The organism is Sphingomonas zeae (genome assembly GCF_014197135.1).
GTDB classification, from domain to species: Bacteria; Pseudomonadota; Alphaproteobacteria; order Sphingomonadales; family Sphingomonadaceae; genus Sphingomonas; species Sphingomonas zeae.
Map to the genome: position 1 here is coordinate 48,577 of NZ_JACIFA010000010.1, position 19,520 is coordinate 68,096.

A 19,520-nucleotide genomic window follows, 5' to 3' on the forward strand; every position below is an offset into this window, starting at 1 on the left:
GAATTTGCAATCACGAAGGCGACTTAGGACGTCGCCAATTCGAATTTTCAACAGGGGAAAGGGAACGCGATACGCTGCTGGGCGCGCGCATCCTTGCTACTCTCGCGCCATGAAACGCCTTCACTCTCGATGGCGGGCTCGACGCGACACCCGCGCTATCTCCACCCTTCGCGAGATCGAGCAGTCGATCGGGGCGCTTGGCGACGAAGATCTTCTCGATCTCGAGGACATATTTGGGACCAGCGACACAGCGCCGCTCGGACGCATGGCGAGGTCGGAAATGGCGCGCAGGGGTCTTCGCGCCTGACTGGCGCTGGCTAGTTCGTCTCCGCCGATTTTGCCGCGCGGCGCGACCACAGCTCGGTGGTCCTGTCCATCTCGATCAACTTGTCCGGGAACACCCGATCCCGGAACGCTTCAACATCGGCGAGCGAGCCGTGCAGCCATCGATCATATTCGTCCTCCTGTAGCAGGACGGGCATTCGGTTGTGGACCGGTGCGATCGCTGCGTTCGCATCGGTCATCAGTCCCGAATAGACTGCACCCCATTCATCGCTGTGCCGCCACATCCCCGCCCAAGCGAAGATCGGGGCATCCTTCACGCGAAACCAGGTCCGGGTCATCGATCCCTTCTCGCCTTCTGCCTCGGCAAATCCCGTCAGCGGAATGAGGCAACGCCACTGAGGCTTGGGCGCGATCCCCCGCCACATGAAGTTGGTGAGATCAGCGATATTGTTGACCGGCTTCGGCTTGATCGGGACACCGGTCTTCTTGCTCTTCATGGGTCGGGGAAAGCCCCAGACCATCGATTCAAGTACCCTCTCGCCATCGGCCTCGCGCACCACCATTCCCGGATATCCCGGCAGGGTCTCCTCGGGCGTGTTGAACGACGCCGGTGCGGCAACACCGAAATGGGCGGCGACCTCGGCAGCGCTTTTGCGCACGGTATAGAGATTACACATGGCTACCCTCGGCGAGGCGACTGTACGGGTTCTTGCTCACTGCCACGCTCAGAGCAATGCCATTTGCGGGCGCAGCGCAACCGGCAGATCGCCGCTGCGCCAGAGATCGTCACTATCGAGTACCTGCATCCGCTCGGCCGCGATGGGCGGGCGAAACTGGAAGCCGATGACATCCTGAATGCTGCCGCCCAGCCAGCGCGCATAATCCTGTGACTCCAGCAGCACGGGCATGCGATCATTATACGGCATGACCGCGCTGTTCGCGTCCATCGTCATGCCGGCATAGACCGGCCCATAGTCCGGCACGTTGCGACAGAAGCCCGCCCAGGCAAGAAGGGGCCGGTCGACGATCGAAAACCAGCTGCGCGTCTTGGCTCTCGCATCGCCGTGCGGATTGGCGAAATGGGTGAGCGGAATGAGGCAGCGATATTGCGGGTGGACGACCATGCTGTCCCACAGCGGATTGGTCAGGTCGGCGACGAGACCGATCCGGCCTGGCGGCTCGTCCCGTTCGCGCATCTCACGGGTGAGCCGCGGAAAGCCCCAGTCCATTTCGCGCAGGATCCGACGGCCGCCCTTTTCGAAGATGACCAGGCCTGGCAGTGCCTCGACAGTCTCCGAAGGGACGACAAGATCAGCCTTCGCCTCGGCATTGAAATGCGCGGCGATGTCGGCAGCTGTACTGATGACTGTGTAGAGCCGTGACATGGCTCACCTCTCGCATCTCACAAAACGAATCGATGCGAGAGCTTATCACGGAACATAGATGGAACAAAACGGGCGAGGCTTACGCCGTCTCCTCGCCGATGCAGTCGCCAAGAGCGCGGAGCTGGCCAGCGAATTTGTCCGGGTTCTCGCGCTGTAGACGCTCGAGATTGATCGCCTTCCACCGCAGCGCAGGCAGTTCGGCAATCTCCGGATCGAGCCCGACCGCCGACCAATCGGGCGCGAGTTCGTGAAACGACATGAGGAAGCGCCTGTTGGCGGGCTGTCGCGCCCGTTCGCCAAGTTCGCTGATCAGGCGCTCGCGCGCGTCGAGCAGCGCCTCGAGCGGCAGGTCCGTGACGGTCATGCCGAGAAACTCCGCACCATATTGATCGCGGATGTCGAGCCGGTGCGGACATAGCAACTCATGGGCAGGGCGCGGATGACTGACGAGGTAGATGAGGAACGCCTTGAAGAGGTCATCGCTGATCCCTTCATTGGCGAAGAGAAAATGAATGTCGAACAGATCGCGCGGGTGCTGGCGGTCGAGCGCGGCCGCGATCTTGCCCGCATAGAGATCTGCCTCGGACACCAGCTGCATCTCGGCAAAACCGAAACGGTCTTCGACCGCGCGGCTGACCGATCGCACGGCAGGCGAAAATACCGTTCCGCGCAAGACCGGCGAGACCTCGATCTTGATCGTCACACCGTCGGCTTGGACGACAAGACGCTTGCCGTCGGGAAGCAGGCGACGCTCGACCGCCATGCGGCCACCCCGTTCGAGACGGCCCGCGACCCGTTCGAGCCCGTCTCTCACGGCCTGCAATGAGCTCTCGCGATCGGCAACCGGCAGGTAGACAAGGTCGATGTCGACCGACAGGCGTGGGAGATCCCGCACGAACAGGTTGATCGCCGTTCCGCCCTTGAGCGCGAAGATCTCCTCCTGCGCGATTTCCGGGATGGCGCGGACCAGCAGTCGTACCTGGTCCGCATAGATCTGCGCCGTCATTGGTCTTCACTTTCGGTTTTGGGGCCGAAGGCTTCGGGCACCGTGATCTGATACCGTGTGTCCAGTCGGCCACCGGGTACGAGCTGGCGTTTGCCCCGGCCCAGATCGACGACGTCGCGATCGATCCGCTTCGCCCAGCCATGCGCGTGACGATCGGCGAAGAACAGGAACAGTCGCTTGGCCCTGATACTCGTGCAGCTTTTCAGCAGGTCCGTCACCAGCCGGGGACGAAGGGTCGTGAGGTTCTCGAAGATCTTGTCGGCATGGTCGAAGGTAAGGCTCGCAGGCACATCGTCCATCAGCTCGATCGTCGCACGCTCGGCGCTGGCGACGCGGAGGAAATGATCCCAGGCTTCGCTGGCCTGTGGCGAGGCCGCCACATCGCCGAGCCGCGTAGTGCCGAGATCGAGGCGGTGCCAGTCGATGCCGAGGTCCGACGCCTCGAACAGCGTGCGTCGGTGCATCACGAGCTGGGCGTTGGTGGACAAGGTCGCGAGCCAGGAAGGGGCTGCATGGTCCGGGTCGTAGAGATGGACCGTCCGTTCCCCGCCGAGCCGGGCGAAATGCCCGAGACCATGGAGCTCGAGAGCGGTTATGCCGCCCACATAGAGTTCGCCGGCTGCGGTCCGCTGCGCCGACATCACTGCCATGTCCCATCGCAGCGATGCTGCGGCACCTTGTGTCGTCGTGCGCCGATAGACCCGGGGCGCGACGCGCTCGAGCCACCCGCGCCGAACATAATCATGGACCGATGTGCGGGCGACGCCCTGCGCCTGCAACCACGCCGAATCCACGAGCAGACCCGGCGGCAACGCCGTGAGAAGCTGGTTCAGAGTCTGGCGCCTTTGTCCGTCCATACCGAACAAATTGCCGTATTTCTGAACCGCTGACAAGGATCAGTTTATAATATCGCGATTTCGTTCGCTTCAGACGAACAGAATGCGCGATTGATGAACCAATCGATACGCAGCGTCAGCGGGCCCGATTGCGTTCCGGCGGTTTATGCTCGCGGCCAGGCCGTACTGTCGCGCCGCGCGCGGGCGCCGCGGCAGGCTCCACGCTTCGCTGCACCGACGGACCCCGATCCCGGACTTCGGCAGGCTTTATGGTGCGCCCCGCTGCGACATGCGCCTGAAGCTGCGCCCGGGCGACCCCCATGACCCGCATGATCGCCTCGGGATTGTCGAACAGGGTGCGCTGCACGACCGCTTCCATGACCCGCAACTGGCTGTCGATCGCGCGATCGTTCGGCAGGCTCCGGTCCGATCCGCGCGGCGGCGCGCGATCCGCCTGACCCTGCGTCGACGACCGGCGGGCCGGCGCGGGGTCTCTGCTCTCGGCGGCATCCCGCGACGTTATCGGCGCGATGCTGTTCTTGCTCGCCTCGCCGCGCACGCGATCAAGCTCCTGCAGGTCGCGCTCATTGGGCTTATAGCCCCGGACTTCGAGGCCGTTTCGCGAAGCCTCGAGCCAGGCCGCCCGACGAAAGGTCTCGGATCCGGTGATATGGATGCGGTCCCATCCACGATGCTGCGCGATCGCCACCATGTCCTTGACGACTTCCTGGCTCTCATTGGCCGTCAGCAGCCGCCGTCCCTGATCGCGAAACGCGGGATCCTTCGCGTCGGCCGAGGTGAAATAGGCCGGATCGCCCGACCATTTCGCCTTGTCGGCATAATAGCGTTTGCGCACTGCCTCGGGCAGATCGCCCGCTACTACCGACGGGGCCGTAGGCGCCTGCCTGGCATCCGCCTTGACGGGAGGTGTCGGGGCAATCGCAATCTCGGGTTCGACAGGGTCCGACCGATCTTTGGTGCCGACCGCCTTGCTCACCGTCTTGTCGTCGATCGCGATGCCGTTTGTTCGGCGCCGCGGCGCGCTCGCCTTGCTCTCAGCGGCCATGATGCTGCCTGCCGTCTGCTAATGTATCCGCCATCTCCTGATCCTCCTCGGGTTCGACCGCCGCGCGCGCCGCCATCGCCATGACGAAGGCCAGCGCGGCTTCTTCGTCGCCCGGCGCCGGCAATTCCTCCAATTCGCCAAGCACGAGCATGTCGTCGGTTATCTCGACCGTGCCCGACAGTTCGTCGGCGCTCAACATTCTGGTCACGACAGGCTCCTTTTCAGCAGGCGGGGCAGATGGGTGCAGAGCGGCGCGCTTGGCTTCGATCGCTTGGGCGAGCACATCCGAGCCCGCGCCGATGATCGCCGCCGCCACGGGTTTGGGCGTCGGCAGGCGAACGAGGCGGGGCGCAACCTTTGGCGGGTCGCAAATCCGATCGGTGAACCGGCGCGACCGGAAAAATTCGATCTTGCGGCCGCGGACTGGCGGAATGCCGCCCCGCAGAAGCAGCAGATCGCCCTTGGGCATCTGCATCAGTTCCTGCGGCATCATCAGCGCGCGGCGCTGGTCGCTCTCCGAAATGCTGCGATTGGCGAGCATCCCGTGGATCGTGCGGCTCTTCGATTTCACGTTCATCGTGAAAAAACCGAGCCGCTCGGACAGTTCATTGGCGACCTTCAGCTCCTTTGGCGTGAAGACCACTTCAAGGCCGCAGTTTGCGATGATCTCATCGGTGACGTCTGGGCCGTAGAGCGCGCGTGGCTGCGAACGGCTCTGGATCACGGGCAGCAGGCGCAGGCCATAGCCTGCCACATAGGAGAAAGCCGACGCTATGACGGGGGCCTTGCCGAGCCGGGCGAACTCATCGAGCAAGACCAGCACTGGCACGTTCCCGCCCGTCGCCGGCAACTCTCGCGTGTTGAGGTCGATCAGCTGCTGGAGGAAGAGATTATAGACCGGCGCGATGCGGTCGATATTGTCCGGCGACACCCCAAGATAGATCGACATGCGCTCCCGGCGAACCTGCCGCAGATCAAAATCGGTCTCCGAGGTCGCGGCATCGACGAACGGGTTGAGCCACAGGTTCAGTTTGGACGTGATCGTCTGCTTGATCCCGGAAAAAGTATTGTCGGACGCGGAGGTGAAATCGCTCAGGGCCGACACACAGGCCTGGCTCAGCCGCTGCCCGCGCTGCTGCGCCTCTTCGACCACCTTGGGCAATTCGACCTTCGGGTCGCCAGTCGTCATGCGGCGGTAGATCTCGCCGATCGTGAAGGGCAAGGCAGGATTGGCGGCGACAAGCGCCCCGACGCCGACAAAGGCGGCGCGCGCTGCCTCGGCCCAGAACGGATCCGCCTTCTCAGGCGACGGGAACAGCATCCCGCCGATCTTCTGGAGTTCGTTGACGACGTCTATGTCGTCGAGCCGATCAATATAGCTCAGCGGATTGTAGCGCGCGGTGCGGCCTTCGGGGTCGAGAGGATCGAACAGGTGGACCGTCTGACCGTGCCGCGCCCGAAAGCCGGCGGTGATCTCCCAATTCTCGCGCTTCACATCGAGCACGACCACGGAGTCTGCCCAGCTGAGCAGATTGGGAATGACGACACCGACACCCTTGCCGGCCCGGGTCGGGGCTTCGAGCAGGACATGCTCGGTCCCGCCGAACACCAGATAGCGACCGCCTTTCTGGCCGACGATGATGCCCGACTTTGCGCGGAGCTGCTCGCGCCTGATCTCGCTTTCGCGCGCAAAGCGCGCCTCACCGTGCAGGGATCGACCGCGCTTGAGAATGACGAGCAGGATGATGAAGGCGATCGCACCGCTCACCATCGCGCCGCGCTGCAGCCAAAGATGGAGAAGCGGGTCGGCGCGATAATACCACAGCCACGACGGCAGTGCCGTCACCTGCATGTTCGGTCCGATCTGCTTCAGCCCGATCAGCGCCACCAATATCGCGCAAAGCGCGCATGCGAGCGCCGCTCCCAACAGAGCGCCGCCGACAAGCGCGACCTTAGTGAGAGGACTGGCTTGCGACAGCCGGGTCAAAATGCACCTCCTCGACTTCGAATTTTCCGTCTCGCTTGCGGGTCTGGACGACGACATCGACCAGCATGCGCAGCAGCCCGCGAATGTCGTCGCGCGCCAGATCGCGGCCGCCTTCGGATTCCTTGACGAGCAGGGTCAGCTGCTCGAACGCGCCCATCGCGGACCCAGCGTGGACCGTCGTGATCGAACCTGGGTGACCTGAGTTGACATTGCGCAGGTAGAAGAAGGCGGTGCCGTCACGCAGTTCCTGCAGCAGGATGCGATCGGGGCGCATGCGCAATGCGCTCTCGAGAAGCTGCTTGGGTCCGACCTTGGCCAGCCCCTGTCGCTCGCTCGAATAGACCATGTGGACGACATTGCGGTGGTCGACGACAAGCTCGCGTGTGTCCTCGATCGTCAGCAGACGCTCGTCGCGCGGGATGAGCTGGATCAGCGCCTTGGCAAAGGTGGTCTTCCCCGATCCGGTCGCGCCGCTCACCAGGATATTCTTGCGCGCCGCCACCGCGGTTCTGAAGAAAGCCGGCCAGTCGCCGGCGTCCCGCATCGCGACCATCTTCGCGTCGACGTCGGTCAGACCCCGCGCTGCGGCGCGCGTGCCGGCGAACAGGCCGGCCTGGGCAAGCTGGTCGACTGCAAGGTTCACCCGCGATGGCTTGCGGATGGTGAAGGAGGGCGATCCCGTTGGAGTGACCGAGGGGATCACGATCTGGCAGCGTTCGCCGCCGGGCAGGATCGTCGAGCAGATCGGCGTCTCGGCATTGATGTCCTGGCGCGTGAAGCTGGCCGCCGCGACAGCCAGCGTCGCCAGCCACTCGCTGTCGAGTTCGGCGACATCATGCCAATGCCAGCCGCGATGATCCTCGATGCCGACCTCACCCGGCCGGTTGATGACGAGCTCGGTCACCTCGGCAGGCTCCAGCAGCGGCATGATCGGATTGAGAAAATGCCGGAGGACCGCCGTGTCGCTCATTTCTCGCGCCGCAGCTCGAGATTGTAGACGTCCGCGAAATTGAAATCCTTGGCGACGAAGATGCCGACTTCCTCGCCCTGGTTCTTCTTGAGCACGGGTCGGATGTTGATGCTGTTCTGAAGGGCGATGCTCGCGCCTTCGCTCGGCGCCCGCGTGGTGTTGTTGAAATTATTGTTGCCATTGGCGACCGCCTGGCCGGCGATATAGGCGCCATCGTCGACCAGCGAGAGCAGGAGCGCGCTGCCGAACCGTGCCCAGAAGAAGGTATCGACCGAGCCTGCGATCCCGGCCCGGCCCAATGCGTCCGAACCTGGCGATGCGAGGTCGATGCGCACCCCTTGCGGTGTGACCGCGCGGGTCCACAGCACGAACAGGCGGTTCTGACCTTGCTGGATCCCGCCATGATATTCGCCGACGACCTTGGTGCCCTTTTCCATGAGGACGACGCGCCCATTCTCGGAATAGACATCGCGCGGGATAAGGCACGATGTGTAGCCGGGCTGGGCGGAATTCATCGCTGTCTGAAGAACGCACGGGATCAAGGTGCCGGCGGTGACGAGATAGTTGCGATTAGGCAGCATCGAGGCGCGTGCCTCGCCGATTGGCGAACTTTGCCGAAGCGCATCCAGTGCATTGGGCGCGCCGCGCTGTGGCTGGCCGTCGACATCCTCCCCGGGCGCCATAAGAGAACCCGGCCTGCCACTGCCAGTACCGTCCGGTGCCGACGTCGCGAGCCCCTGGGATCGCCCGCCATAGGCAATCAGTGTCGAGCGCCGGGCCTGTTCGGCGATGTTCTGACGATTGTTCTGCGCCGAAGGCGCAGGCGTAGCGCCAGGCTGCATCGCCGGCACGATCTGCCCGTCGGATCCGACCACCTGGCCATCCGGCCCGGGGTTGAGGACCGGCGCATTGGAATCGGACTGCGGGGCGCCAAGAGGCTTGGGTCGCGCCGCGACCGCGTCATAGGCGACAGTTTCGCGTGCCGACAGGTCCGTGCGCTTGGCGGTGGCTTCGGGCTTCGCCATCAGGTTGGCCGCCGGTTTCCCGCTCGGGCCTGAATTGACCCACAAGATACCGAGCACCATCGCGGTGCCGGCGAAGATTAGCGCGGTGTTGCGCTTCGCCGGCGTCATGCCGCCGATGGGATCGATACCCCGGTCGCGCAGGATCTCGTCGCGCTCGGGCGTAGGATCTCCAGTGATCGGGCGGCGATCGTCCGACGCGGTTTCGTCCATCGCGCTCACTCCTTCGGGTCCTGTACGGTGCGGTCGACATGCGACGATGCCGTGTTGGTGCCGGCGTCGAGACCATAGGGTGTCGGCGCCTGGTTATAGATGCACAGCACCTCGCGATTGCGCCGCAGCCGGAGCTGGGTCGCCACGAGGTGAACGACCACGAATTCATCGCGGACGTCGAACGGGACGAGCGTTTCCGACCCATCCGGGCGCACCATGTAGATGGCGGGAATTTCATGATTGCCCGGGAAGCGGAGCACCGTGAACTTGCCGTTGTCCGAGATCTCGGAGGGCTGCAGCGCGCTTGAGCCCTGGACCTTGTAGTTGAGATTGCGCGGACCTTCGATGACGCCGTGGTCGAGTGCGCCGCGCACTGCGCTTGCCTGCATCGCAGCGACGCGCTGGGCTTCCTGCGCGGCTTGCATCCGGGCTGCGCGTTCCGCCTCATCGCGGGGATAGCGGAAGCGCACCTGGAAGAAGGCATCCGAACTTGCGCTGCTGATCGCGCCGCGCCGGGTGGTCAGCTCGAACGCATAGTTGCGCAGTTCTCCGCCGTGGTTGGTGGTGACGATGAGGTTGGTGGGGCCAGCGCGCTCGCGCGGCTTGAGAAAGAGGATATGTCCGGCAACGGCCACTTCCCATGACACGGTGTCGCCAAGGGCCACATGCTCGATCGTCTCGCCGTCGCCGAGCACGATCTGGGTCGCCGTGCGGAAGGTGCCGACAATCCGGTAGACCTGCGTCTCCTGATAATCGACGAATTTGACCCGCGGGTCGGCCGGTCCGCCGCGAGGTGTGTCCTCGGCCAGAGCGGGCTGGGCACCGAGGAGGCACATTGCTGCAAGGGTCAGGAGCCGCTTCACCGGACCACCTCCGGATCGGCTCGATAATTCTCGACCTGGAAGCCGAGCGGATTGCGATAGCGATCGCCCTCCGCCATCGGGGCATTGGTGTAGCGAAAGGTGATGGTCGCGATCCAGTCGCTGTTCTGGATGTTGGTGTCGGTCTGGACCGTGCGGGTGAACCGGACATTGGCGACGCGGTCGTTGATGAAGCTGATGTTGCGAACACGGGCCTGGACCGTCGCTCCCTTGCCCCATGTCACCTGCGGACTCGACGGGTTGTCGTCGTTGAAAAACCGGCCCCAGCGCTGCTGTTCACCCGGCTCGGACAGGATCGCCACCGCCCGGAAATTCTCTTCGGCCGCCGCCGGCAGCCAGCTCTCGCGTGCCCGGACATATTGTGCGAGGAAGAATTTAGTGACGGCTTCGTCGTAGCGCATCGGCTGCTGGGTGAGGGCCGTCTGCACATCGACCGCGCCCGTCGTCTGGTTGACCCGGATGATATAGGGCATGACCGTCTTGAGCGGCGCGAGGCCTGCCAGCGCCAGTGCCTCGGCCGTGCATGCCAGCAATGCGAGGACGGCGACGCCCCAGGCGATCCGTTCCGAGCGCAGCGACTTGCGCTGACGATCCTGGTCCCATGAGCGTGCATGGCCGAAATAGAGTTCGGCGTCGCTTGCTGGCACGCCCTCGCTTTGACGCCGCATGATCAACAGCTCCCATAAGTGGTGGTCTGATCTCGCGACGAAATCTTGTCGGGCGGCGGCGCGGAGGCTGGGACCGGCGGTGGCGGCGATCCACCGGCCGGCGGTTTGACCTGCGGCACCGGGGGCGGGGCAGGGGGCGCGACGACCGCTGGGACAGGCGAGCCGGGCAGCACGCTGCCGTAGACATTGGCGTCGCGTAGATGCCTGCCGTTGCAGATTGGCAGCTTCTTGGGTCCCGACGCGCCATGTGTGGCCATCGGTGCGACAGCGGCGAGGAGCGCGACGCCCTGGAGGATGCGTGTCGTCAGCGGTTTGGACATTGGCGTATTCCTCATGATCATCATGCGCGGCTCACCGTGCCGCCGCGTTGCGCGGCACGTTCGAGATTGCGGCTGTTTCGGGAGATTCGGCGCTGCTGGAAGGGCGCGGCCATGGTGCTCCACGCCGAACCCGCGAATGCGCCGACACCTGCGGCCGCGCCGCCGGCTATGCCGGTCGCGATCGACGGCGCCTGGAAAAAGAAGATCGTGCCGAGGAAGATATAGACGGCGAACATGATTGCGCCGAGTGCCGCATCGGCCACACCTTCTGAGGAGGTTATGGCGAGTGCGCCGAGATCGGTAATCAGCGCCGTAATTGCGATGATCACTGCCATCAGAACGATGTAGTTAAAAGCCTGCCCCAGCCATCCATGGAAGAAGCGGCGTGTTGTTTCGAATAGAGATAGGGCGATAAATATCGGCCCAAGCGCAACGATGATCGCAAGCGCAACCTTGGCGAATACGGTGATGGAAAACCCAATCGCAGCCGATAGACCGGCCAAAGCCTTCAGGCCTAGACTTAGGGTATAGAGTACAAGTTTATATGGATTAATGTCACTGTATGTCGCGGCTTCGGTCTCAATCCGCGCAATGATCGCATCAGCCTGACCATAATAATCATCAAAGACGTTTCCGACACTGGTCACTGTACGCCCCGCGAGGGCTTGCGAAATAGCGTCGGGCATCCCGTGGAAGAGGGGGTTTGTAATCCATTCCGAATACGCCACGGTCGTGGCCGCGAGGTATAGCAGGCAGAGCTTCACCATTCGGTAGAAGAGTTCGCCCCATGGCTCGCTCACGATCCCGCGCATGACCATGTAGCCGAACAGGGCGATATAGATGACTAGCCCGAGCGCCAGCGGGCCGCGCACGACCTCGATGACGTTGGTCAGGCGCTCGTTGAGGAACAGATCGAGCTTGCCGTCGATGCTAACATAGAGCGTCGTGAAGAGACCGTCCTCCATTACCGAACGTCCGATTTTCCTGGACGAGGCGATAGCGAACGTAGCTTCAAGTCCAAGGTTCTCACGCTTTGAGCGTTCGAGCACTCCTGAGGGTCGGGATGGGTCCCATCTGCGCAACTTTTCAGCACTTCGGCGAGTTCTTCAGGATGCGACTTCAAATATTCCTTTCCCCTTGGAGGCTGCTGGCACGCGAGGAGCAGCATAGGCAGCGACAAGACTACCAAGACGGATGCAAGGGGCTTCATGGCTTGAGGCTCCCGAGCTTTGACGCCAGAATTCTTTCGCTTTCCTGTTGCGACCGAATGTCTTGTTCGGCTCGCTGTCGCATCGCTAGCGCTTGAAGCTGGACGGAATCATTCTGGATATGCGCATTCTCGACACCGACGCGGGCCTGGATATCCATCACATCCTTGGCGTCGGACGCTGAATCGAGCGAAGTGCGCAGCTCCTCCAGACCGGCCGTACGCTGAGCGGTCACACCATAGGCTGCCTCGGCAATAGCCGCATCCCGCGATGCCAGATCCCCATTGCGCAAAATGGTGTCACGGCCGGAGCGCTCGTAAGCGGTCGCATCCGGCCGTAAATCGGGGAGATCGACCCGGTTGGCCGAACGGATGCGGTTGGCCGAGCTGGCAAGACTGCCCAAGCCGCTCATATCCGACGACATCAATCGCTGAATGTCGCGAGCCTCGCTCGGCAGAAGATGCCGGACAGCGTCGGTGCTGAGCGAACTGGCAATCTTGTTGACGTTGGTCAGCTTGTTGACGCTGTCGAACATATCGGTCGCCTGCGCGATCTGCGCCTTGCCCTGCTCGATCATCGCGAGCGTGTTCTTCACGGTCGAAAGGGTCTGGAGGAAGGTGTTGGAATCGTAGACGGGGATGCCCTGAGCGCTGGCCGGGGTGCTCAGCGCCAGCAAACCGCCAATCGCGAGGATCGAAAAAGCTCTCATCTTTCTATCCTTTCCTTCTGTTCGCGGTCGCCCGCTGCTCGTGAAAAATGGGCAACCAACGCGCCGGATCGTCACCATGTTCGCGGCGCACTGCGTCAAGAATTCCAACCGTCGCCGTGGTGCCGGAGAGCACCGCAAGCTCGTCACCAAGACCGGCGAGATCAAGCTCGACGACGATCGAGTCATGGCCTTGTTTGATGAGGAAGCGCCGGCTCTCGGGGATCAGATCGCTGCGGATCAGCTTGAACTCGGCGCGGGTGAGGCCGAGGCCATCGATATAGTCGGACTCCCGGCCATAGGGGTTGGGCAGCAGGATCTTGGTCGCGACCTGTTCCATGATGCTGTGGGAAATGTCGGAGCGCAGCGCGTCGGCCGGGCTTTGCGTGCCGAACACCAGAAAGGCGTTCTGCTTACGGTAGGTTTTCAGACCATCCTGCGCGAACGCGCGGAAGGCTTCATCGCCGAGCGCTTTCCAGAATTCGTCGATGTCGATCACCAGTCTGCGGCCGTCGAGCAGCGCGTCGATGCGGTGGAACATATACATCATGAGCGGCGTGCGGATCTCGGCATTGTCGAGGAAATCAGTCATGTCGAAGCCGATGAACCGCGCTTCGAGCGTCAGTTCGTCTGCGTTATTGTCGAACACCCAGCCCAACGCGCCGCCGCGCGCCCATTTCTCGAGACGCGCGCCGATGCCCTCGGGATCGCGCTGCCCCAGCAATTGCCGCAAGGCGAGGATCGATCGCTCTTCGGGGGGCAATCGGCCGATCGATAGGATGCCATCGTCGATCATGCGCTCCTGCATGACACCGAGCTGGCCACCAACGGGCGTGACCAGTTGGCGTATCAGTCGACCAAGGAACGTGATGTTGCCCGGTGACTGATCGAGCGCACGCAGGGGCGCGAAGCCGGTCGGCACGCCATTGCGCAGGGCAAGATAGGTGCCGCCCGATGCGCGTACATAGATTTCCGCGCCCCGGTCCTTGTCGATAAAGATCTGCTGGGCGCCGGTCTTCTCGAGCTGCGCCATCAGGAAATTCTGCACCACGGTCTTACCGCCACCCGACGGGCCGATGATCAGCGTGTGGCCGAGATCGTTGACGTGGAAATTGAAATAATAGGGCGACTGGGCTGCGGTCTTCATCAGTGCGATCGCAGCGCCCCAATGATTGCCATCGGCCCGACCGGCAGGGAAGGTGTGGAAGGGTGACAGGGCGGCGAAGTTGCGCGACGTGATGGCGGCAGGTCGGGCGCGCCAGGCAAAATTTCCCGGCAACTGCGACCAGAAGGCGGCCTCCAGCGCTGGTCCCTCGCGTGCTGAAACCAGGCCGGCATCGGCCAGCGCGGCGCGCGCCGTCGAGAGATTTTCGGCGAGCCGCTTCTGGTCTTCGCTGAACACGGCGAGCGAGAAGTGATGCTCGCCCAGCACGAACCGATTGCTCTGCAGATCATCGGCGGCATCGGCGAGCTCGAGCGCCTGGCTCGCTGCCGCATCTTCGGTCGATGCCATCTGGTTCTGGCGCCTGCGCAGTCGCTCGGACGCACGCGCCTTGCCCATGAACGCGAAGGACTGGGTGACGACGAACGCGAAATCCTGCGAGAGAAGCGCGTTGACCTGCCCCGGTCGCGTCATGGCCGGATATTCGCGGATACCGAACAGGCCGACGAAGCGGCTATCGGCATGGGCGCGAACCTCGACCGTCTCGCGGCCGAAGATCACCCTTTCGCCGTAGATCGCCGATCCCAGATGACCACGAACAAGCGGGACGCGCGTCGCGCGCCCCATCATGACGAGTTCCAGCACCTCGAGCGGCTGCGAGAACATGAGGCCGCGATGTTCGTACAAACCCAGTCGCTGTGGCCTGCAACGCGCGAGCAGCTTCTCTATATCGCGCGCCTTGTCCTCGAAACGAACGAGCTCGTCCTCGTCGACCTCGGTTCCCTCTTTGCGGGCACTGGACAGGCGACGCAGCAAGACCCCTGTGCGGTCGGCCGAGCCAACGGACGGGCGCATCACCAGCGTCAGATAGAGCTCGTTGACGAACATGCGCTTAGCGGTGACCCGCGCGCGATATTTGGCATCGAGATCGGCGGCGAACGTAGAGCGAAACTCGCCCTCGGGATAGTCGGTGACCGGGCGGCGCACGATATGCGTCCAGATCGCGAGACGATCGTCGGCGATGTTGCGCAACGTCCCGTTGAGCTTCTCATGCCAGTCGTTCAGCTGAGCGGGATCGGCTGTCTCGAAGGCGATGCCGTCCAGCCTGAACATCATCATCAGGTCGCGCCCGTCGAGCGCGATCACCTGCGCATCGACGTGCCGCGCATAAGGCAGATAGCGCGCAGGATCCGCCTCGTTCTTGAGGATGCGCCACGGAGTACGCGCCGCATCGCGCGAGAAGGCACGACTAGCCATGCAGAAAGCCCTTTCGGCGTGCGCCCTGAGTGGGGAGGGGAGAGTAGGAACTGCCACCCCACCAACCGCGGTTGCGGCATCGCGCCTTCGTCATCGTCCAAAGCCACAGCAGCCGGAAGGCATTGGCGTCGTGGCGGACGATCAGGCGGGCGATCGCAAGAAACGCGCCTGCGAGTGCCAAAGCGTAGAGCGGATTGCCGCTTATGATGAGGGTCAGGCAGGATGCGAGTGCGATAGGCAGCGACGCTTCGATCGGAACGCCCATCCACATCGTCGGCCGCGTCACTGCCAGGAAGAGCGTTTCTTCACGCAGCTTGTCGTCGTTGACCATGATGGCCTCACGCACCGCCGGTGATGGTGTCGACGATCCACTGCGCGCTGAACACGATGAAGATGCCGACGATGACGGTGACGAGAAGACCGAGGCTGGCGCGGCCAGTGAAGAACATGAAGCCCACGATGACCACCGCGATCACCGCGATCGTCTTCGCAAACGTGCCGGTCAGCCAGGTCTTGATGTTGTCCGCCATGGAGGTGATGCCGTCGGCGGCCTGCGCATAGGCCGGGTCTGTCAGCACAAGCGAGACGAGAACCGCCGCTAAAAGCAGCGTGAAATACTGGGAGAATGATCGCGCAGACGCGGAGTGCGCAGCAGCAGGCAAGGGCGGTGTGGCGATCATTCGGGCTGTCCTTTCAATGGGGCGGTTTGAGACGAGCCGAACACCATCAGCGTCGCAGTTTGCGCGACGGCCGAGGTGTTCCAGCTTTGATCGGGTGGATCCGCTACTGGCGAGGGGGTAGGAGCCGGGCTCTGTGCCGCTTTCGCTATCGGCGCGTCTGCCATGGCAATGCCTGCACGTTGCCGGATTTGCGGTATGATGCTGCTCGACGAGGCGTAGACCTTGCCGACATAGCCATTGGCAAAACCCTTCCAGCGGTTGCCGGTATTATACATGGACATGGCCGTGGCGATCGCATCCTCGGTGGAGCGGCTGGACTTCGCCACACTGGTGTAATTCTCGGCGAGCACGCGTGCCGATGCGGCGAGGTTTCGGCACGGTTCGAAAGCGTCCTCGATCGACAGGTTCAACGGCTTGAGATTCGCGCTGTTGATCTGGCCAAGGCCGAGATCGATATTGTAGCCGCGCGCGATCAGCGACCGGGCGGACGCGATGGCCGACGCGCGATCGGACACCTTCGGCGCCGCGACGCCCTTGGCGTTCACGCCGATGGCATAGGGATCGAAATGACTTTCGGTGTAAACCAGCGAGACGAGAGTTTCTGCCGCGACCGTGGGCGCGCATTGCCGCGCGAGCGCGACCACGGCTGCAAGCTCGAGCATCATCGGGGCGTCGTTCCCGGTTCGATGGCGGCTTGGGGCAAGCGCTCTATATTGGCGAGCGAGTAGGTCGTCTGGCGGCCGTCGGCGAAGGTCATGACCACGCGGCGTCGCGTCGCCGAGTTGCGATCATAGACCTTGGTCTTGGCAACGCCCCCGCCAGAGCAGCCGGGGAATGAACCGCCCAGGGCAAGTCGTTCCCAGAGCTTCACCATTGGCGGGACGCAAGCACCATATTGCGTCGCCCCGCCGGGGTTTGAGAGGCAAAGCAACACCTGGCAGCCCAGATCATTGGCCTGCGCTGGTGTTGCGGGCATGCACAGTGCCATGGCGGATGCGATGATGGCGTGACGCCTATGCAGCATGCTTGCCTCCATGCCGCTGTCAGTGCAGGGCAAGGACAGCGGCTTATTTGAATGAAAGTCGCGCTACTTTTGAGCCGTTTAGCGCCGTTTGACGCAATCCCCCCACTTAGGGGGAACGAGGTGGCACCTGGCTCTGGTTCATCCGACGGACTGTAGGAAAGCCACAAGGCCGCGCACGACGCATGCCCAGTTGGACCTGACTTTATCGACAGCAGAATTGAGCATTCCGACGAGGGTGAGGGGCCTTCGTCGGCGTAATCATTCAGATGTGGGGGACGCGATGATAGAGGACAGTTACTGCTCGATCAGTCGAGCATCGCTCGCGGCTTCTCGGTGATGACGAGGGGGTAGTGTTCGGGTTGCGACGCTACTGGTTACAGCATTGCGTCGATATTGAGATGCCCGTCTCGCACCGCGCGCAGCACAAGCTGGGTCCGCCGCCGCACACCATAGCGCCGCCGTGCGCCCTCGACATATTCATGCACAGTGTCGCGGCTGAGCCCGAGTATCTGGGCTGCCTCCCAATCGCTTTTACCCTGTCCGACGAGCGCGATGCAGTCGATCTGTCGGGGGCTGAGCGGCACCGGTTCATAGCTCAGACGCTCCTCTCCGAGGATCGCGCGACCGCGATCAAAAGCGATCGTGCCGATCAAGCGGGCGGCAAGAGCATCCTCTCCCGAAATTTCGTCATCGTTTGCGCGTGCAACAGAGAAAAGCGCGTCGGGCTCATCAGCCATGCGGATCGGCATAGTGAAGCCCTGGCGCAGCCCGTGATCGCGCCCCTTTGCCAATGTAGCAATCTGGCGGGTGCTGGGATCGATGAATTCCCCGATCTGGTTCCAGTTCAGCCCGGACGGCGTTTTGCCCACGGCAGCGTGGACCGGATCATCGAGGTAGAGCCTGGTCTCGATCACTTCGTCGAGCCATTTGACAGGATATGTCGTCAGCATCAGCGCATTCTTGCTGCGTTGTACCAGATCGACATTATGCAGGAGGGCAAACCAGCGGAAACCAAAGTCCCTGACAATTGCGTCCACGAGGTTTGAAAGTTGGTCGAGCGTTGTCGCCAGTTTTGAACTCTGCTCGAAGGCGCCGATAGTCGCCAAGCGGCCGATGTCGCGCGTGCCCTGCATGAATTCAGGCTCGACGGACGGATAGACGACGTCTAGCCCAAAATCGGTGAGTTTACTGATATTTGCGATCAGATGCGTGCTGCCTGAGATATTGTGGTGTCAGTCAGGCGATCCGGAAATAGGCTCTCCCTTTCTGAAACAAACAAGCAACACGCGGCGTATTTTTCTGCTGGCTCAGCCACCGCGCTGGAAGCCTGCGTTGGGCCACCAGCCTTGGAGATCCCGGCAGGTTTCACCATCCCCAGCCGTTGACCCTCAACCGGTTCGATAACAAAGATTATGTTAAATGCAGAGCTTTTTGGATTTAGACTTTATGGATGGAGACAGGTCTGACGGACGTCTGACGATCTCGAACGCCGCGTTATGAACCCGCGTCTTCAGCCTCGATTGCCGCAACATCCATGTCTGGCGCCCGTACTACCTCAAGCGCGACGTTGGCGATCTCGACCGCGGTGATCTGAAGCTGCGTGATCGGCGTCGACGGCGCGTCCACACGCTCGAGGCCGTTCTCAGATATCTTGACGAGGAATCGGTCGACGTCGTTCAGGACGACGAATCTGATCGATTGTTCCTCGTCCAGCGCGAGCTGCTGGACGGTGCCCTCGTATGCGATCGTGAAGCACTCGTGGCTCGTCTTTGTCAGCACATAGGCGACGACAAACGAGTCTCCCTTCTTGACCGCTTGGACGGCCGGGTTGAGCCAGCCGAACGCGATCGCGTCGGTCTTCCCGCTAACTGCTTCCCGCTGCACCAACCAGTGCGCGATCGAGCCCGTCGCGGCTCCGATGAGGAGCATCGCGAAAAGCCACATTTCCAGCGCGAGGTCGGACGCATCGCGTGCCCCAGCGCCGCCGCGGGCGAGCGCGCGATAGATATTTGGATCGAAGCCGGGGTCGAAACAGACGCTTGTCGCCCGGCACCATGCCGCCTGGGCGGCGAAGAAGCCGGTTCCCAGAAGGTGCCCTGCGATGGTGCCGAACACCACGATGAACAGCGTCACCGTAGAGTTCGGCCGGTCCGGGGTTGGGCTGAGGAAATCGGTGCGCTCGCCGACGCGCCACCCTGCCCAGAAGCAGAGCCCCAGGAAAAGCAGCAGCAGTGCGAGGAACAGCGAGTAGCTGAACGTCACGGCCGTTACGCCGTGGCGGGAACCGCTACATCCTTGCTGTCGCGGTCACCGCCAGCGCTTGGATCGACCACATATACGCCGTTCTCGACGCGCGAGGCCTGACGCACGGCCGCCCACGTGCCGAACCTCCCCTTCACCTGCCGGGCCAGCCGCATAGATTTGGCAGTGTTCACGCGCCTGTCATTCTCCAACGCCTTAGATAGCGAATAATTCGTGAACATCCAACACGTGGCCGGGCGACGCCGGCCGGTGCTGTCGAGCCTACAGTCGGTCCTTAAGCGCCTTGGCCGGCGTGAATGTGATTTTCTTCGACGCCGCGATCGTGATCGCCTCGCCGGTCGACGGATTGCGCCCGGAGCGCTCGGGCGTGTCCTTCACCTTGAATTTGCCGAAGCCGGGAAGCGATATCTCCTCACCCTTGGCGGCCGCCTCCGCGATACCCTCGAGGAGCCCAGCCATGACCTCGAGGGCCTGCTTCTCGGTGACGCCCCGCTTGGCGGCAACGTCCTTGGCCAGATCCTTGGTGTTCATCGTCAAGCACGCTCCCCTTCATCTGTCGCTGTAGCGACCTGAAGCGATAAT

The 19,520-nt window shown here is 62.8% G+C and carries 22 protein-coding genes; all 22 read right to left on the minus strand.

The window, feature by feature from the left end:
* Nucleotides 1-317: 317 nt before the first annotated feature.
* The gene (locus tag GGR45_RS14340) at nucleotides 318-962 is read right to left on the minus strand and encodes an SOS response-associated peptidase (protein WP_004212784.1); all 645 of its coding nucleotides are present in this window, start codon (nucleotides 960-962) and stop codon (nucleotides 318-320) included.
* Between the two features lie 48 nt (nucleotides 963-1,010).
* Nucleotides 1,011-1,670, minus strand: a complete 660-nt coding sequence (locus GGR45_RS14345; protein WP_004212783.1) for an SOS response-associated peptidase family protein — start codon at nucleotides 1,668-1,670, stop codon at nucleotides 1,011-1,013.
* Nucleotides 1,671-1,749: 79 nt separating this feature from the next.
* The gene (locus tag GGR45_RS14350; protein ID WP_004212782.1) at nucleotides 1,750-2,676 is read right to left on the minus strand and encodes a nucleotidyl transferase AbiEii/AbiGii toxin family protein; all 927 of its coding nucleotides are present in this window, start codon (nucleotides 2,674-2,676) and stop codon (nucleotides 1,750-1,752) included.
* Nucleotides 2,673-3,569 carry a type IV toxin-antitoxin system AbiEi family antitoxin gene (locus tag GGR45_RS14355; protein WP_246358240.1) on the minus strand — a complete coding sequence of 299 codons (897 nt, stop codon included), beginning with the start codon at nucleotides 3,567-3,569 and terminating at the stop codon, nucleotides 2,673-2,675. Before GGR45_RS14355 ends, GGR45_RS14350 begins: the two co-directional genes overlap by 4 nt.
* Before the next feature lie 79 nt (nucleotides 3,570-3,648).
* Nucleotides 3,649-4,578 (minus strand): LPD7 domain-containing protein, encoded by a 930-nt coding sequence (locus tag GGR45_RS14360; protein WP_004212779.1) that lies wholly within the window; start codon nucleotides 4,576-4,578, stop codon nucleotides 3,649-3,651.
* The gene (locus tag GGR45_RS14365) at nucleotides 4,568-6,565 is read right to left on the minus strand and encodes a type IV secretory system conjugative DNA transfer family protein (protein ID WP_070157582.1); all 1,998 of its coding nucleotides are present in this window, start codon (nucleotides 6,563-6,565) and stop codon (nucleotides 4,568-4,570) included. Before GGR45_RS14365 ends, GGR45_RS14360 begins: the two co-directional genes overlap by 11 nt.
* Nucleotides 6,531-7,535: a P-type DNA transfer ATPase VirB11 gene (gene virB11, locus GGR45_RS14370; RefSeq protein WP_004212776.1), complete on the minus strand. Its 1,005-nt coding sequence runs from the start codon at nucleotides 7,533-7,535 to the stop codon at nucleotides 6,531-6,533. Before virB11 ends, GGR45_RS14365 begins: the two co-directional genes overlap by 35 nt.
* Nucleotides 7,532-8,770, minus strand: a complete 1,239-nt coding sequence (gene virB10, locus GGR45_RS14375) for a type IV secretion system protein VirB10 (RefSeq protein WP_175311069.1) — start codon at nucleotides 8,768-8,770, stop codon at nucleotides 7,532-7,534. Before virB10 ends, virB11 begins: the two co-directional genes overlap by 4 nt.
* Before the next feature lie 5 nt (nucleotides 8,771-8,775).
* Nucleotides 8,776-9,606 carry a P-type conjugative transfer protein VirB9 gene (gene virB9, locus GGR45_RS14380; protein ID WP_037512078.1) on the minus strand — a complete coding sequence of 277 codons (831 nt, stop codon included), beginning with the start codon at nucleotides 9,604-9,606 and terminating at the stop codon, nucleotides 8,776-8,778.
* A gap of 23 nt (nucleotides 9,607-9,629) precedes the next feature.
* Nucleotides 9,630-10,319: a VirB8 family type IV secretion system protein gene (locus tag GGR45_RS14385; RefSeq protein ID WP_004212771.1), complete on the minus strand. Its 690-nt coding sequence runs from the start codon at nucleotides 10,317-10,319 to the stop codon at nucleotides 9,630-9,632.
* Nucleotides 10,320-10,321: 2 nt separating this feature from the next.
* Nucleotides 10,322-10,639 carry a hypothetical protein gene (locus tag GGR45_RS14390; RefSeq protein ID WP_004212769.1) on the minus strand — a complete coding sequence of 106 codons (318 nt, stop codon included), beginning with the start codon at nucleotides 10,637-10,639 and terminating at the stop codon, nucleotides 10,322-10,324.
* Nucleotides 10,640-10,659: 20 nt separating this feature from the next.
* Complete coding sequence (locus GGR45_RS14395) at nucleotides 10,660-11,604, minus strand: TrbL/VirB6 family protein (RefSeq protein WP_004212767.1); 945 nt, start codon at nucleotides 11,602-11,604, stop codon at nucleotides 10,660-10,662.
* The gene (locus GGR45_RS14400) at nucleotides 11,604-11,849 is read right to left on the minus strand and encodes an EexN family lipoprotein (protein ID WP_080604529.1); all 246 of its coding nucleotides are present in this window, start codon (nucleotides 11,847-11,849) and stop codon (nucleotides 11,604-11,606) included. The genes GGR45_RS14395 and GGR45_RS14400 overlap by 1 nt, the downstream gene beginning before the upstream one ends.
* Complete coding sequence (locus GGR45_RS14405; RefSeq protein WP_004212766.1) at nucleotides 11,846-12,556, minus strand: TrbJ/VirB5 family protein; 711 nt, start codon at nucleotides 12,554-12,556, stop codon at nucleotides 11,846-11,848. The genes GGR45_RS14400 and GGR45_RS14405 overlap by 4 nt, the downstream gene beginning before the upstream one ends.
* A 4-nt stretch (nucleotides 12,557-12,560) precedes the next feature.
* The gene (locus tag GGR45_RS14410) at nucleotides 12,561-14,972 is read right to left on the minus strand and encodes a VirB4 family type IV secretion/conjugal transfer ATPase (protein ID WP_037512064.1); all 2,412 of its coding nucleotides are present in this window, start codon (nucleotides 14,970-14,972) and stop codon (nucleotides 12,561-12,563) included.
* Complete coding sequence (locus tag GGR45_RS14415) at nucleotides 14,965-15,303, minus strand: VirB3 family type IV secretion system protein (protein WP_004212763.1); 339 nt, start codon at nucleotides 15,301-15,303, stop codon at nucleotides 14,965-14,967. The genes GGR45_RS14410 and GGR45_RS14415 overlap by 8 nt, the downstream gene beginning before the upstream one ends.
* Nucleotides 15,304-15,310: 7 nt before the next feature.
* Nucleotides 15,311-15,652: a TrbC/VirB2 family protein gene (locus GGR45_RS14420; RefSeq protein ID WP_004212761.1), complete on the minus strand. Its 342-nt coding sequence runs from the start codon at nucleotides 15,650-15,652 to the stop codon at nucleotides 15,311-15,313.
* Nucleotides 15,649-16,317 (minus strand): lytic transglycosylase domain-containing protein, encoded by a 669-nt coding sequence (locus tag GGR45_RS14425; RefSeq protein WP_004212760.1) that lies wholly within the window; start codon nucleotides 16,315-16,317, stop codon nucleotides 15,649-15,651. Before GGR45_RS14425 ends, GGR45_RS14420 begins: the two co-directional genes overlap by 4 nt.
* Complete coding sequence (locus GGR45_RS14430) at nucleotides 16,314-16,628, minus strand: hypothetical protein (protein WP_246358241.1); 315 nt, start codon at nucleotides 16,626-16,628, stop codon at nucleotides 16,314-16,316. Before GGR45_RS14430 ends, GGR45_RS14425 begins: the two co-directional genes overlap by 4 nt.
* A 422-nt stretch (nucleotides 16,629-17,050) precedes the next feature.
* Nucleotides 17,051-17,809: a helix-turn-helix transcriptional regulator gene (locus GGR45_RS14435; RefSeq protein WP_004212758.1), complete on the minus strand. Its 759-nt coding sequence runs from the start codon at nucleotides 17,807-17,809 to the stop codon at nucleotides 17,051-17,053.
* Nucleotides 17,810-18,170: 361 nt separating this feature from the next.
* Complete coding sequence (locus GGR45_RS14440; protein WP_042469218.1) at nucleotides 18,171-18,938, minus strand: hypothetical protein; 768 nt, start codon at nucleotides 18,936-18,938, stop codon at nucleotides 18,171-18,173.
* Between the two features lie 261 nt (nucleotides 18,939-19,199).
* On the minus strand, nucleotides 19,200-19,469 hold the full coding sequence (locus GGR45_RS14450; RefSeq protein ID WP_042469217.1) for an HU family DNA-binding protein: 270 nt from the start codon (nucleotides 19,467-19,469) through the stop codon (nucleotides 19,200-19,202).
* Nucleotides 19,470-19,520: the final 51 nt, after the last annotated feature.